The sequence below is a fragment of the Kribbella alba genome (genome assembly GCF_039529635.1).
Lineage (GTDB): Bacteria > Actinomycetota > Actinomycetes > Propionibacteriales > Kribbellaceae > Kribbella > Kribbella alba.
The window spans coordinates 179,150-192,713 of record NZ_BAAANE010000004.1; the positions used below are offsets into that span (position 1 = coordinate 179,150).

Genomic DNA, 13,564 nt, shown 5'->3' on the forward strand with positions numbered 1-13,564 from the left:
TTCAGCCGCCGGTGGCGAGCTTCTTCAGCACGCTGCCCCACGAATCCAGATCCGGATTGATCTGCTCCAGCGGCTTGTCGTCGACGGTGACGATCTTCCGGGCGCCCAGCGGCTGCTTGAGCTTCACCGGCAGGACCGAGATATCCTTGGACTGCGGGCACGGCTCGGTCTGGTCGACCAGGACCGTGATCTTGTCCTCGCCCTGGATCACCTTCAGGTCGCTCGCGCAGTCGCTGCCGATGCCGACCACCAGGTCCAGGCCGTCGTACGAGGGCCGGTGCTGGATCCAGTTGAGGTACTTCGGCTTCTTGCCCTTCACCAGCTGGTACGCCGGCACGGGCTGCTGGGTCTTCTCCAGCACCTCGCCGCCGCCGTCACCGAAGAAGCTGCCGAAAATCATGTCGACGCACGGGTCGGCCGTCTGGGTCTTGTCATCGATCGCGCCCCACGCCTTGGCCGCCTGGTAGCAGCCGTTCGCCTCGCGGTTCAGCGACACGTTGAAGCCGATCAGTGCGAATGCGGCGATCACCAAGGCACCCGCGAGCATCCGGCGCGACTGGATCTGTTTCGGTCCGAGCTGCAATTCCGACTGCTGCCGGAACATCCCCAGAACGTTGCTGCTCCATTGCGGGTTGATCAGCGTCGGGACTGCGTAGATCAGGATCAGCACGACGCAAACGGCGATGGCAGGGAGGAGCGCCCAGTAATTTCGCACGGCAGCAAGATACGGGGCCATCGGGCCGCGGCCGAAAAACGGTTACGCTTCGGTGGTGCCCGCAGAGACGTCGCAGACTCTCGACAGGGGACTGACCGTCCTCGAGCTGCTGGCGGACGCCCCGGACGGTCTGTCCATCACCGAGCTTGCCGCTTCGTTGAGGGTCAGCCGGACGGTCGTCTACCGCCTGGTGAACACCCTGGAGCTCCATCGCCTGGTGAGGCGCGACAGCGAGGGCCGGGCCAGGCTCGGCCTCGCGGTGCTCCACTACAGCCGTCGCGTCCAGCCCACCTTGCGGGACGCAGCCCTGCCCGTACTGCGCTCCCTGGCCGAGGACACCGGTGCGACGGCCCACCTGACCGTGGCCGACGGGGACGAGGCGCTCGCGATCGCCGTCATCGAGCCCAGCTGGACCGATTTCCACGTGTCGTACCGGATGGGATCCCGCCACGCGCTCGACCAGGGCGCGGCCGGTAAGGCGATCCTCGCGGGCCGCCGCAAGCCGGACCCAGCTGGACGGCCCTTCGTCATCACCGCCGGCGAACTCCAGGCCGGCGCGCAAGGAGTCTCGTCCCCGGTGCTGGGCGTGCCTGGCGTCGAGGCCTCCATCGGCGTCGTCGTGCTCGGTAAACTCGACCGCGATTTCGTCGGCCCTCGCGTGGCCCGCGCCGCCGTCGAGGTCGCCAAGCGCCTAGCCTGACCCCCGGACGCTCCGCGACACGCCCGGCTTTACGGCTGCGTCGCCGCGTGCAGAAGCGGGAGGACCCGGTGGGGCACCTGCTCGGCCAGGGCGATGACCGTCGAGGCACGCTGGATCCCTCGGACGATCACCACCTGGTCGATCACCCGTTGCAGGTCGGCGTTGGAGCGGGCGACGATGCGGCACCACAGGTCCTCGGCACCCGTGATCGTGTACACCTCCAGGACCTCGGGGATCGCGGCCAATGCGGCGGCGACCGTCGTGTGGCCTGAGCCCTGCTCGATCTGCAACGTGGCGAAAGCAGTCACGGGGTAGCCGATCGCGGTGGTGTCGACATCGGGGCCCCAACCACGAACCACGCCGTCGCGTTGCAACCGGTCGAGCCGCGCCTGGACCGTCCCCCGCGCGACCCCCAACCGCCGCGACGCCTCCAGCACGCCGACCCGCGGCTCGGCGGCGAACAGATCGAGGATGCGGGCGTCCAAGGCGTCGACAGCAGCCACAGCGGCCTCCTTTGATGAGTGGTCAGGGTGACCAAATAGCCCAATAGCACCCTGAGAATACTGGACAACCTGATCAGTGAAGTAGAGAACTGTTGCGCAACCTGTTCGTCGCCCGCAAGGCTCACCCCAAGCCGAACGACGACCGGGAGGACCACGATGACCAGCACCGACCTCACCCCCGCAGAGCTCGACGCCGATCTCGACCTCGACCAGCTGAAGCAGCTCGTCGGACTGGTGCCGTACGACGAGAGCACCGACCCGTTCCCGGTCACGGCGATGGATGCCGTCGTGTTCGTGGTCGGCAACGCCACCCAGACCGCGAAGTACTACCAGCTCGCCTTCGGCATGGACCTGGTCGCGTACTCCGGCCCGGAGACCGGCAGCAAGGACAGCAAGGCGTTCGTGCTGAAGGCTGGGTCGGCCCGGTTCGTGATCACCGGTGGCGTCCACCCCGCCAGCCCGCTGCACGACCACCACCGCAAGCACGGCGACGGCGTGGCCGACATCGCGCTGGAGGTCCCGAACGTGGACAAGTGCATCGAGCATGCCCGCGGCCAGGGAGCCACCGTGCTCGAGGAGCCGCACGACATCACGGATGAGCACGGCACGATCCGCCGCGCCGCGATCGCGGCGTACGGGGACACCCGGCACTCACTGATCGACCGCAGCCGGTACTACGGGCCGTACCTGCCGGGGTTCGTCGAGGCGAAGACCGCGGTGACTCGTCCGGAGGGACACCCCAAGCGGCTCTTCCAGGCGGTCGACCACGTGGTCGGCAACGTCGAGCTGGGCAAGATGGACGACTGGGTGACCTTCTACAACAAGGTGATGGGCTTCGTGAACATGGCGGAGTTCATCGGCGACGACATCGCCACCGACTACTCCGCGCTGATGAGCAAGGTGGTCGCCAACGGCAACCACCGGGTCAAGTTCCCGCTGAACGAGCCGGCCATCGCGAAAAAGAAGTCCCAGATCGACGAGTTCCTGGAGTTCTACGACGGCGCCGGCGCCCAGCACATCGCGCTCGCCACCAACGACATCCTCCGGACCGTCGACATCATGCGGGCCAACGGTGTCGAGTTCCTCGACACGCCGCAGTCGTACTACGAGGACCCCGAGCTGCGGGAGCGGATCGGCCAGGTGCGGGTCCCGATCGAGGAACTCCAGCAGCGCAGGATCCTGGTCGACCGCGACGAGGACGGCTACCTGCTGCAGATCTTCACCAAGCCGATCGGCGACCGCCCGACGGTGTTCTACGAACTGATCGAGCGGCACGGTTCGCTCGGCTTCGGCAAGGGCAACTTCAAGGCCCTCTTCGAGGCGATCGAGCGCGAGCAGGAGCGCCGCGGAAATCTCTAGAAACGATCGGCTGCCGGCCCATAACGTGGGCCGGCATCGGTCGTTGCAATGCGCAAGTAAACAGTCCGTGTCCGATTAACGGATTGACTGTCAGGTCAGGGGCAGTTCGCGTACCCTGCCCAATGAGTGTGCGTCGGGGCGTACGCTCAGGAAGGGTTTCCGATGAAGACACTGGGCATTCTGCTCAGCACCGCGGGCCTGGCCGGGGGAGGCGTATTCGCCCTGGTCCAACCAGCTCAGGCGGTGCAGGCCGCCAACTGCTCGGGTGCCAGATCCATCTCGTCAGCGCAGATCTTCCGCGACCACAGGCCGCCTGGCTGGGGCGACGTCCGGCTGATCCGCGACAACTGCTCGCAGTACTGGGCCGAGGTCACCATGGACTCGCGACTACCGAAGTACGCGCTGACCAGCGCGTACCTGGTCCAGTACGGCGGATCCAACAACGGCCGGGTGCTCTCCTGCGACAGCAATGGTGGCACCGGTGCGGTGGTCGCCGGGCAGCGGACCTGCCGGACGCCGAAGGTGAGGTCGCTGGACACCAGCGCGACCTTCGTCGCTGTGGCCCGCGAGTTCCACGACTACGGCGGCGGCTACGAGAAGATCTCAGACAACCAGACAGACCGGACCCGCTGACCGACCTGCCGCGCAGCCGAATTCGGCCTAGGCTCCGGTGGTATGAGTGACGTTGTCGAGCGCCTGACGCAGGCGCTGCCGCCGGAGGCGCTGGTCACCGATCGCGACCGGATCCAGAGTTACCGGTACGACCGGGCGATGTTCTGCCCGGCCGGTGAGCCGTTGGCGGTCGTGCTGGCGCGGGAGACCGCGCACGTCCAGGCGGCTGTCCGGATCGCGGCCGAGGCCGGGGTGCCCGTAGTGCCGCAGGGCGCCCGGTCCGGCCTGTCCGGCGCCGCCAACGCGCTGGACGGCTGCATCGTGATCTCGCTGGAGAAGATGGACCGGATCCTGGCCATCGAGCCGGTCGACCGGTACGTCGTGACGCAGCCGGGCGTGTTCAACGCGGTGCTGTCCAGGGCGGTCGCCGAGCAGGGGTTGTTCTACCCGCCGGATCCCTCCAGTTGGGAGTTCTGCTCGATCGGCGGCAACCTGTCGACGAACTCGGGCGGGCTGTGCTGCGTGAAGTACGGCGTGACCACCGACTACGTGCTCGGCCTCGAGGTGGTCCTGGCGGACGGCCAGGTGCTGCGGACCGGGCGGCGTACGGTCAAGGGCGTCGCGGGCTACGACCTGACCAAGCTGATCGTCGGGAGCGAGGGGACGCTCGGCATCATCACCGAGGCGACCCTGGCGCTGCGCCCGCAGGCGGCCCGGCCGCGCACGATGGCCGCGTTGTTCGACTCCGGGGTGGCCGCCGGCGAGGCGATCATCGAGATCATCCGCAGCGGCGTGTCTTTGAGCCTGCTGGAGATCATGGACCGGACCACGATCAAGGCCGTGAACGACTTCAAGCGGATGGATCTGCCGACCGAGGCGGCGGCGATGCTGATCGCACAGTCGGACGCGGGCGGCGAGGCCGGTGCCGCGGACGTGGCGACGGTGGCGAAGCTGTGCCGCCAGTACGGCGCGATCGAGTGCATCGAGGCGGAGGATCCCGCCGAGGGAGAGTTGCTTCTCGAGGCCCGCCGGGCGGCGCTGCTCGCGCTGGACCAACTCGGGACGACCATGATCGACGACGTCTGCGTGCCTCGCTCCCGGCTGGCCGAGTTCATCGGCGCGATCGAGGCGGCCGCGGCCGAGATCGACATCACCGTCGGCGTCCTCGGGCACGCGGGTGACGGCAACATGCACCCGACCGTCGTCTTCGACGCCACCGACCCCGAGCAGGCTCGCAGGGCCCAGGTCGCCTTCGACCGGATCATGGAGATCGGGCTTGAACTCGGTGGCACTATCACAGGAGAACACGGTGTCGGCGTGCTCAAGCGCGACTGGCTGGTCCAGGAGATCGGTCCTGTCGCCGTCTCGGTGCACCGGGCGATCAAGGCCGCGCTGGACCCGAAAAACATCCTGAATCCCGGCAAGGTCGTGGGCTTAGACCAGCTGTGACCCAACCGCAATGGAACTGCCGGGGCCACAGGACGTCCATGGCCGTCGAATGTGACGTCTTGGCCGCACTATGGAAGGCAATTGTCTGAAACGCCCGGGGGATGTGGATGAGGCACGGTTGGAGGCGACCCATGCGAGCTAGGCAACTGCTGCCTGCCACGCTGGTGCTGCTCACCCTGCTCGGCCTCACCGGCTGTGCGAACGGCGGCGGCCTACGGGTCGAGGGCGCGGAGACACCCGTCAGTTCGGCGCCGACGACACCGTCGATCATGAGCACCGAGGGCGGCCCGGCCAAGGTGGCGCCGGTCACCGTCAGCCTGGCCCAGGTCCGGATCAAGCTCCTCGCCGACAAGAGCCTCGACGGCTTCTCGCGCAGCGTGCTGGTCAGGTGCCTGGCGATCGACCGCTGCTTGAGGCGCGGTCCCACCGCCAACGTACTGCACAGCGCCCAGCCACAGTTCGTCGTGACGATCCACACTGTGGACAACTTCACCTTCGGCGCCTTCCTGATCGCCGTCGAGCCGACCGGGCCGCGGCGGGTTTGGAGTTTGAAGGCCGATCAGTTGAAGATCAGTGCCAGTCAGCAAGGTGACTTGATCATCGAGTCCGAAATATTCGCGGTGGACGACAAGCCTTGCTGTCCGTCTGTAACTCGGGTCGAGGTCTACCGTTGGAACGGTCGACAGATGATCAAGGTGAGCTCGCAGGACCAAAAGGGAGACTGAGTTTCGGTGGTACCGGAAGAACCGGCAGCGCGCATCCTCATGGTCGAGGACGACGCGGTGATCCGTGAGGCAACCCAGTTGACCCTCGAGCGACACGGGTACGACGTCACCACGGCCGAGGACGGCCTGGAGGCGATCGAGAGTTTCGAGAAGATCCATCCCGACGCGGTGATGCTGGACATCATGCTGCCCGGCCTGGACGGCATCTCCGTGTGCCGTCGGATCCGGGAGAGCAGCACGGTCCCGATCGTGATGGTGTCCGCCCGCGGTGACGCGCTGGACGTGGTGCTCGGTCTGGAGGCCGGCGCCGACGACTACGTCACCAAACCGTTCGACACCCAGGTGCTGGTGGCACGCCTGCGCGCGGTCATGCGGCGCGCGGTGGTGGACCCGGAGCGGCCCGCCCCGGCGACCGGCGCGAGCGTGGAGTCGTTCGGCGACCTGGAGCTCGATCGCGAGGCGCTGGAGGTCCGGCGCGGCGGCAGCACGGTGCAGCTCACCCCGACCGAGCTGAAGCTGCTGATCGAGTTCGCGAACAACCCGGGCGTGGTGCTGAGCCGGTCTACGCTGCTGCAGCGGGTCTGGGACTACGAGTGGGGTGGCGACGGCCGGTTGGTCGACGTCCACCTGCAGCGGTTGCGGACGAAGATCGGCGCGGACCGGATCGAGACGGTGCGCGGGTTCGGATACAAGCTGCGGGCCTGAAGTGGGGCTTCGCAGCAAGCTGGGCCTTATTTTCCTGCTCGTCTCCTCACTCGCGATCCTCGTTCTCAGCGTCGCGGTCTACAGTCAGGCGCAGTCGTCCAGGCTGGACCGGATCAGGAGCGCCGCCGACGAGCGGATCCAGCTCGCGGCGGAGAGCTACGACCGCAACGACGTGCCCCTGTTCGGCTCCCGCCTGGATGACCCGGAGTTGCCTCAACCGCTGCGCGACGCAGTGCTGCACGGCAAGCGGGCGACCTTCAAGACGGGTTCGCCGAACGCCAAGATGTGGGCGGCGGTCGGGGTCAAGGACGGCAGGATCCTGTCGATCGTCCAGGACTACGACACCAGCGACGCCTCGATGAACGCGCTGCGCCGAGCCCTGATCCTGGGGGGCATCGGTACGGTCGCGATGGTCGCTCTGGTCAGCGTGATCGCGGCCGGCAGCCTGTCCCGCCGAATCGTCGCGGTCGCCGGTACTGCGCGTCGAATCGCGGCGGGTGAACTCGACGCGTCGGCGGCGGGCGCGGCCGGCAAGGGCAAGGACGAGGTGCAGTCGCTGGCCACCGCCCTGGACACGATGGCAAGTTCGTTGCGCGGCCAGCTGGAGGCCGAGCGAAGGTTCACCGCAGACGTCGCGCACGACCTCCGGACTCCGGTGACGGGTCTGCTCACCGCTGCCGAGTTGTTACCGCCCGGGCGGCCGAGTGAACTGGTCCGGGACCGGGCGAAGGTGCTGCGCCGACTTGTCGAGGACCTGCTGGAGATCGCACGGTTCGACTCAGGCGTCGAGCAGGCCGATCTGGAGCACGTCGGCCTCGGGGCGTTCGTCGGATCGGCGGTCGGACGGCTGAGGATGCAGCAGTCGCTGGCACCGGACAGTGTGGTGGTCCGGCGGATCGGGCCGGAGGAGACCGTCTCGACCGACTCGCGCCGGATTGAGCGGATCCTCGCCAACCTGATCGTGAACGGGCTGCGGCACGGCCGGCCGCCGATCGAGGTCACGGTGCACGGCCGGACCATCGAGGTGGTCGACCACGGCGACGGGTATCCCGAGGAACTGATTGCCGAGGGCCCCCGTCGGTTCCGGTCCGGGATGGCCGAGCGCGGGGTCGGCCACGGCCTTGGCCTCACCATCGCGGCGGGGCACGCGAAGGTGCTCGGCGCCGAGCTCACCTTCGGCACTGCCACAACAGGCGGCGCGTGCGCGCGGCTGGTGTTGCCCGACAGTCCTGAGACGGAGTCGTAACACAACTATTCGCTCCGCCGCGGCGTCTCCTCTCACGTCGGGTTCGCCAGAACCCTTTACATACGAGGGGAAACCAAGAAGATGCGTACTCAGCTTGTCCGCCGTTCCGCCGCTGTCGTCGCGGGTGTTGCTCTGGCCGTCGGTGGGGTCGGGGTGGCCGGTGCTCTGCAGGCCAATGCCACGCCGGACACCACTCGGATCACCAGCGCCGTCACGGCCAAGTCGCTCACCATCAAGTCCGACAAGACCACGGCGAAGGCCTGGTCCAAGGTCTCGCTGACTGGCAAGACCACCGGGATCGCCAAGAACACCACGGTCCAGGTGCAGCGACTGGAGACTGGCAAGTGGGTGAACTTCCCGGCCACCACCAAGGTGACCAGCACGTCCACCTACTCGGTTTGGGTGAAGAGCGGCCGGGTCGGCGTGAACAAGTTCCGCGTGGTGGCCGCGGGCACGGGCAGCGCGGCCGTCGCCGTCAACATCACCAAGTGACGACACGCCGACGGCGCGACTTCCGGGGAGGGGAGTGACGTCGTCGGCGTTGTGTCGTTGGTACTCCGGTGCGCTGGTTGCGGGCGGCAACCAGCGCACCGCCTCACGACACAGCAGGCAGGATGCGGCCGGTGACGGAGCCGAGGCCGATCTTGGTGCCGTCGGGCGTGGCCGCCCAGCCGGTGATGGTGACCTCGTCGCCGTCCTCGAGGAACGTGCGGGGCTCGCCGTCGACGGTGACCGGTTCGCGGCCGCCCCAGCTCAGCTCGAGGAAAGAGCCGCGCTGGTCCTTCTCGCCACCTGACACCGTGCCGGACGCGAACAGATCGCCCGTGCGTACCGAGGCCCCATTGACAGTCAGGTGGGCGAGCATCTGCGCGGGCGACCAGTACATCTCCCGGTACGGCGGGCTGCTGACCAGCGCGCTGTTCCAGTACACCTCGAAGGTGATGTCGAAGTTCGTCAGCTCCTCGCCCGCCAGATAGGGCAGCACCGGCGGTTCCTGCTTGCCCAGCCGAACGGCCGACGCCTCCAAGGCATCGAGGGAGACCACCCACGGCGAGATCGAGGTGGCGAACGACTTGCCGAGGAACGGCCCGAGCGGCACGTACTCCCAGGCCTGCAGATCCCTTGCGGACCAGTCGTTCACGAGCACCACGCCGTACACATGTTCCTTGAAATCCGTGATAGGGACCGGTCGCCCGAGGATGGACGGACTGCCCACGACGTACCCGAGCTCGACCTCGATGTCGAGCCGCTGGGACGGCCCGTACGTCGGGGCGTCAGCACCCGGCGCCTTCCACTGGCCGGACGGGCGGACGATGTCGGTGCCGCTGGCAACAACCGTGCCGGCCCGGCCGTGATAGCCGACCGGTAGGTGTTTCCAGTTCGGCAGCAGGGGTTCGGCATCGGGGCGGAAGAGCCTGCCGACGTTGGTCGCGTGGTGCTCGGACGCGTAGAAGTCGACGTAGTCCGAGACCTCGAACGGCAGTTGCATGGTCACCGCGGACTGCGGGATCAGGTACGGCTCGACCGAATCACGCTCGTTCTCGTTGCGAACCAGCTCCAGCAGCCACTCGCGGGTCGCGTGCCAGGCGGGCCGGCCGAGCGCGAGGAAGGCGTTCAGCGACGGCTCGGCGAACTGCGAGCCGTCCAGCATCTGCGCCGACGCGAGCGGGGCCAGATCGATCACCTGGTCGCCGATCGCGGCTCCCATCCGGGGCTCCTCGTCGCCGACCCGGAAGATGCCCAGCGGCAGGTTCTCCGGTCCGAATGGGGAGTTCTCGGCGATCTCGATCCAGGTCACGTCTTCTCCAGCAGTCCGAGTGCGATCAGGTCGTGGCGGGGTTCGTCGATGCTGCACGAGCCGAACGAGGTGAACCATCTTCTCGTCCCGGCGGCCTGATCCTCGGACAACTCACCTGCTCGCGTGGCGAGCGTTTCACCATCGCGGGTCTCCAGTACTGCGGCCACTTGGTCCTGGCTTGCGCCGTCGAGTGATGCGCGGGTGGCGAGTAGCACGTTGAGGAAGCCGTGATGCTCGAAACCGGTGTCCGGTGCGGTGTGCCGTACGGCGTTGTGCAGGCCGGCCGTGCACTTGAAGTCGACCTCGCGATCGAGGCAGGCCGTGATGAAGGCGGCGATCTGCTCCGCCGACGGGAACAGCGACGGGTCGAGTCCGCCTGTGCGGAGTTTGGCCGCATACCCCGCGTCGGCGACGACGTCGAGGGCGCGCTCCCAGGCTCCGTCGAGCCCGATCTCCACGAAAGCGCTCTCTTCGTCCAGGCAGTCGTCGCAGGCGCGAACCACCCGGAGCGCGTTGCGGGACAGATCGTCCTCGGCCCGCAACCGCACCTCGATCGCCTTGACGACGACGTCCGGGGACCGGTCGCCGTACCGGACAGCCGGCTCGATGCCGCCGGCGCCCCCGGTGATCACCACGGCGACTTCCAGCGGCGTGCCGCCGGCGCGAGCGGCCTCGGCGGCCACCTTCATCAGGTCCTCGTCGGTGCAGACGAACGGCCCGACCAGATCGGCGTACTCCGACTGCAGGTGAGCCCGGTGCGCGGCCACGGCGTCGACCAGGGGGAGATCACCCGGCGGGAACATCGAGGCGTCGTCGACCAGGTGCCGCAACAGCGCAGGGATGGTTGACATGCTTGCGAGCCTAACGGATGCTTTCGGTAAGCGGACACAAGCGTCCGATTATCGTACTAGTAAAGTCAGCATCCGTGCGGTGCGGAGTGGAAGAAGCAGAGATGGCGTACTACCGGCAGGTCGGCCAGGTCCCGCCGAAGCGGCACACGCAGTTCCGCAAGCCGGACGGCGGGCTGTACTACGAGGAGCTGATGGGCGAGGAGGGGTTCTCGTCAGACTCGTCGCTGCTGTACCACGCGGGCGTGCCGTCGGCGATCGTCGACTCACAGGTCTGGGACCTGCCCGACCTCGCCACCACCCCGAACCACCCCCTGACGCCACGGCACCTGAAGCTGCACGACCTGTTCAAGTCAGGCGCGGAGTACAACGCTGTCGAGCACCGCCGGCTGGTGCTGGGCAACGGCGACGTCCGCATCTCGTACGTGGTGGCCGAGCAGCCGTCGCCGTACTACCGCAACGCCACCGGTGACGAGTGTGTCTACGTGGAGAAGGGTTCCGCGACCGTCGAGACCTTGTTCGGCGTACTGACCGCGGCCGAGGGCGACTACGTGCTGATCCCGCGAGCCACCACGCACCGGTGGCTGCCGGGCGCGGACGGAGTGCAGGCCTACTGCATCGAGGCCAACAGCCACATCGCGCCACCGAAGCGCTATCTCAGCCGCTACGGTCAGTTCCTCGAGCACTCGCCGTACTGCGAACGCGATCTGCACACGCCGGCCCAACCGTTCGTTGTCGAAGGCAATGACGTCGAGGTACTGGTCAAGCACCGCGGCAACGGCCCGAGCGGCATCGTCGGCAGCCGGATGACGTACGCCACGCACCCCTTCGACGTGGTCGGCTGGGACGGCTGCCTCTATCCGTACACCTTCAACGTGAGCGACTTCGAGCCGATCACCGGCCGGATCCACCAGCCGCCACCGGTGCACCAGGTCTTCGAAGGCAACAACTTCGTCATCTGCAACTTCGTCCCGCGCAAGGTGGACTACCACCCGCTCTCGGTGCCGGTGCCGTACTACCACTCCAACGTGGACTCCGACGAGGTCATGTTCTACTGCGGCGGCGACTACGAAGCCCGGAAGGGCTCAGGCATCGGCCTGGGGTCGATCTCCCTCCACCCCGGCGGCTACGCCCACGGTCCCCAACCGTCCGCCATCGAGGCCTCTCTCGGCGCCGAGAGCTTCGAGGAGTTGGCCGTCATGGTGGACACGTTCCGTCCTTTGGAGCTCGGAGAGGGCGGGGCCGAGGTGGACGACGGGGTCTACGCGTGGACGTGGGCTGGGCGTCGGACGTAGTACTTCCACGTTGCCTCGCTCCGCGCTTCCGTCGGCGTGTGGCTGCCGCTTCGTTGTCGCTCGGTCGACGGCTGGGGTGTGCGTGGCGCCAGGGATCGCCGATCGTTTACAGCATGCCTGTATATCCGGTTTTTGGCTGGGTGGGGTGTGATGTTTTCCCTTGTGGATAAGGGCGAACGGGATGGTTGCGGGTTTGCTCGGGGTTCCCGGGCGGGCGTAGGGTCGAACACATGTTCGGACGGGATGTGGGTGAGTTGGGCGTGGCCGAGACGCTGGCCGAGTCCCGTGAGCTGTATGTGTTGGACCGGGAGGTGAACACTCGGCGGTTGCGGCTGGCGGTGCGGTATGCGGAGTTGTGCGCGAGTCCCGCGGTGCTGCCGGACCGGGCGATTCCCGGGGATGAGCGGGTGGCGTTTCATGGTGGTCCGGGGTGTCCGGGGATCGCGGAGTTCGCGCCGGCCGAGTATGGCGCGGTGGTGGGCATGTCCAAGGGGGGTGCGGCGAAGTATCTGGGGCAGGGGTTGGCGTTGCGGTACCGGTTGCCGTTGACGTGGGCGCAGGTCGAGTCGGGCCGGGCGACCGAGTGGAAGGCGCGTCAGGTCGCGACCGCGTGTGCGCGGTTGACGGTGGAGGCGGCCGGGATCGTTGATGCCCGGGTCGCGGGCATTGTCGATTCGGTGGGTGGTGTGCAGTTGGCCAGTATTGTCCGGGCGGCGATGTGGCAGGCCGATCCCGAGGCGGCGCGGGCCGCGGCCGAGGAGCAGGCCCGCAAGCGGGGGGTGTGGCCGGGGCAGTCCGATGAGTACGGCACCACGACGTTGTTTGTGCGGGCCGCGACCGGGGATGTGATCTGCTTCAACGCCACGATCGGGCAGATCGCGGACGCGTTGGCCGCGTTGGGCGATGGTGATTGTCTTGATGCGCGGCGGGCGAAGGCGTTCGGGATCCTGGCCGACCCGGCCTTCGCCCACCAGTTGCTCGACATCGCCCAACACCTCACCACCCGCCACCCCACCACCACCGGCGACGACAGCACCGACAGCACCGACAGCGCCGACGGCGGCACCGGCGGCACCGGCGACGACGGCACCGACCCGGCCGGGGCCGAGGCGCGCACAGGGGCCGCGGCGCGTACCGGGCCTGCGGTGCCGACCGGGCCCGCGGCGGCGGCCGAGAGCGGCTCGGGTCAGTGCGCGGCGACCGATCAGGCCGGTGCCGGCACGCCCACCGAGGACGATCTCGGGCCGGTCGCCGACCCGGCGCCGACAGGTGTCCCGAGCCCGAGCCCGACCGACGGGATCCGGCCGGACGCGGGAGCCGGAGCAGGTGACGCCCCAGGCGCAGAGGACGCGACCCCGCAGGTAGACCACGGCCCCCGCGTCGGCGTCGCCGCGCAGGCCGGCAGCGGACCCGGCGTCGGCGTCGCCGCGCGGGCCGGCAGCGGACTCGGCGCCGATGACGCCGCGCAGACCGACAGCGAACCAGGCGTCGGTGTCGGCGCGCGGCCGGCCGATGCGCCCGGCACCGGCGACACCCCACGGGCAACTGACACCGCGGACCCGGACGACACCACCGACGTGGACGACACCACGAACGCGCCTGACACCGC

Annotated in this window: 13 protein-coding genes and 1 pseudogene; 10 read left to right on the forward strand and 4 right to left on the reverse strand. The window is 68.2% G+C overall.

Translation table 11 applies throughout. The features are described 5' to 3' along the window. Position 1 precedes the first annotated feature (1 nt). Complete coding sequence (locus tag ABD210_RS07525) at positions 2 to 715, reverse strand: hypothetical protein (protein WP_344110184.1); 714 nt, start codon at positions 713 to 715, stop codon at positions 2 to 4. A 55-nt stretch (positions 716 to 770) separates the two neighbouring features. Between ABD210_RS07525 and ABD210_RS07530 the strand changes: the two genes are divergently transcribed. Then, on the forward strand, positions 771 to 1,415 hold the full coding sequence (locus tag ABD210_RS07530; protein ID WP_344110186.1) for an IclR family transcriptional regulator: 645 nt from the start codon (positions 771 to 773) through the stop codon (positions 1,413 to 1,415). A 29-nt stretch (positions 1,416 to 1,444) separates the two neighbouring features. Here ABD210_RS07530 and ABD210_RS07535 read toward each other — a convergent pair whose 3' ends face one another. Continuing rightward, complete coding sequence (locus ABD210_RS07535; protein ID WP_344110188.1) at positions 1,445 to 1,918, reverse strand: Lrp/AsnC family transcriptional regulator; 474 nt, start codon at positions 1,916 to 1,918, stop codon at positions 1,445 to 1,447. A gap of 156 nt (positions 1,919 to 2,074) precedes the next feature. Between ABD210_RS07535 and hppD the strand changes: the two genes are divergently transcribed. The 7 genes from hppD (at position 2,075) to ABD210_RS07570 (ending at position 8,506) form a co-directional block, all read left to right on the forward strand. Then, positions 2,075 to 3,277: a 4-hydroxyphenylpyruvate dioxygenase gene (hppD, locus tag ABD210_RS07540; protein WP_344110190.1), complete on the forward strand. Its 1,203-nt coding sequence runs from the start codon at positions 2,075 to 2,077 to the stop codon at positions 3,275 to 3,277. A gap of 162 nt (positions 3,278 to 3,439) precedes the next feature. After that, entirely contained in the window at positions 3,440 to 3,910 is a 471-nt protein-coding gene (locus ABD210_RS07545) for a hypothetical protein (RefSeq protein ID WP_344110192.1), read from the forward strand. Positions 3,911 to 3,952: 42 nt separating this feature from the next. Then, positions 3,953 to 5,338 carry an FAD-binding oxidoreductase gene (locus ABD210_RS07550; protein ID WP_344110194.1) on the forward strand — a complete coding sequence of 462 codons (1,386 nt, stop codon included), beginning with the start codon at positions 3,953 to 3,955 and terminating at the stop codon, positions 5,336 to 5,338. Positions 5,339 to 5,469: 131 nt separating this feature from the next. After that, a complete protein-coding gene (locus ABD210_RS07555; RefSeq protein ID WP_344110196.1) occupies positions 5,470 to 6,063 on the forward strand; it encodes a hypothetical protein in 594 nt (197 codons plus the stop codon). 6 nt (positions 6,064 to 6,069) lie between these two features. Next, positions 6,070 to 6,768 (forward strand): two-component system response regulator CseB, encoded by a 699-nt coding sequence (cseB, locus tag ABD210_RS07560; RefSeq protein ID WP_344110198.1) that lies wholly within the window; start codon positions 6,070 to 6,072, stop codon positions 6,766 to 6,768. 1 nt (position 6,769) lies between these two features. Continuing rightward, positions 6,770 to 8,014 (forward strand): HAMP domain-containing sensor histidine kinase, encoded by a 1,245-nt coding sequence (locus ABD210_RS07565; protein ID WP_344110200.1) that lies wholly within the window; start codon positions 6,770 to 6,772, stop codon positions 8,012 to 8,014. Between the two features lie 81 nt (positions 8,015 to 8,095). After that, complete coding sequence (locus tag ABD210_RS07570) at positions 8,096 to 8,506, forward strand: hypothetical protein (protein WP_344110202.1); 411 nt, start codon at positions 8,096 to 8,098, stop codon at positions 8,504 to 8,506. A gap of 103 nt (positions 8,507 to 8,609) precedes the next feature. Here ABD210_RS07570 and fahA read toward each other — a convergent pair whose 3' ends face one another. Beyond that, the gene (gene fahA, locus ABD210_RS07575) at positions 8,610 to 9,812 is read right to left on the reverse strand and encodes a fumarylacetoacetase (RefSeq protein ID WP_344110204.1); all 1,203 of its coding nucleotides are present in this window, start codon (positions 9,810 to 9,812) and stop codon (positions 8,610 to 8,612) included. Continuing rightward, complete coding sequence (locus ABD210_RS07580; protein ID WP_344110206.1) at positions 9,809 to 10,663, reverse strand: hypothetical protein; 855 nt, start codon at positions 10,661 to 10,663, stop codon at positions 9,809 to 9,811. The genes fahA and ABD210_RS07580 overlap by 4 nt, the downstream gene beginning before the upstream one ends. A gap of 101 nt (positions 10,664 to 10,764) precedes the next feature. On the opposite strand from ABD210_RS07580, the gene ABD210_RS07585 reads away from it, so the two are divergent. After that, entirely contained in the window at positions 10,765 to 11,955 is a 1,191-nt protein-coding gene (locus ABD210_RS07585; RefSeq protein WP_344110208.1) for a homogentisate 1,2-dioxygenase, read from the forward strand. Positions 11,956 to 12,185: 230 nt separating this feature from the next. After that, a pseudogene (locus ABD210_RS07590) lies at positions 12,186 to 13,564 on the forward strand (hypothetical protein); the annotation flags it as partial.

Coding starts and splice junctions, on each gene's coding strand:
- ABD210_RS07550 (WP_344110194.1), top strand. CDS start 3,953: ATGAGTGACGTTGTCGAGCGCCTGACGCAGGCGCTGCCGCCGGAGGCG.
- ABD210_RS07555 (WP_344110196.1), top strand. CDS start 5,470: ATGCGAGCTAGGCAACTGCTGCCTGCCACGCTGGTGCTGCTCACCCTG.
- ABD210_RS07580 (WP_344110206.1), bottom strand. CDS start 10,663: ATGTCAACCATCCCTGCGCTGTTGCGGCACCTGGTCGACGACGCCTCG.
- ABD210_RS07545 (WP_344110192.1), top strand. CDS start 3,440: ATGAAGACACTGGGCATTCTGCTCAGCACCGCGGGCCTGGCCGGGGGA.
- ABD210_RS07585 (WP_344110208.1), top strand. CDS start 10,765: ATGGCGTACTACCGGCAGGTCGGCCAGGTCCCGCCGAAGCGGCACACG.
- ABD210_RS07570 (WP_344110202.1), top strand. CDS start 8,096: ATGCGTACTCAGCTTGTCCGCCGTTCCGCCGCTGTCGTCGCGGGTGTT.
- hppD (WP_344110190.1), top strand. CDS start 2,075: ATGACCAGCACCGACCTCACCCCCGCAGAGCTCGACGCCGATCTCGAC.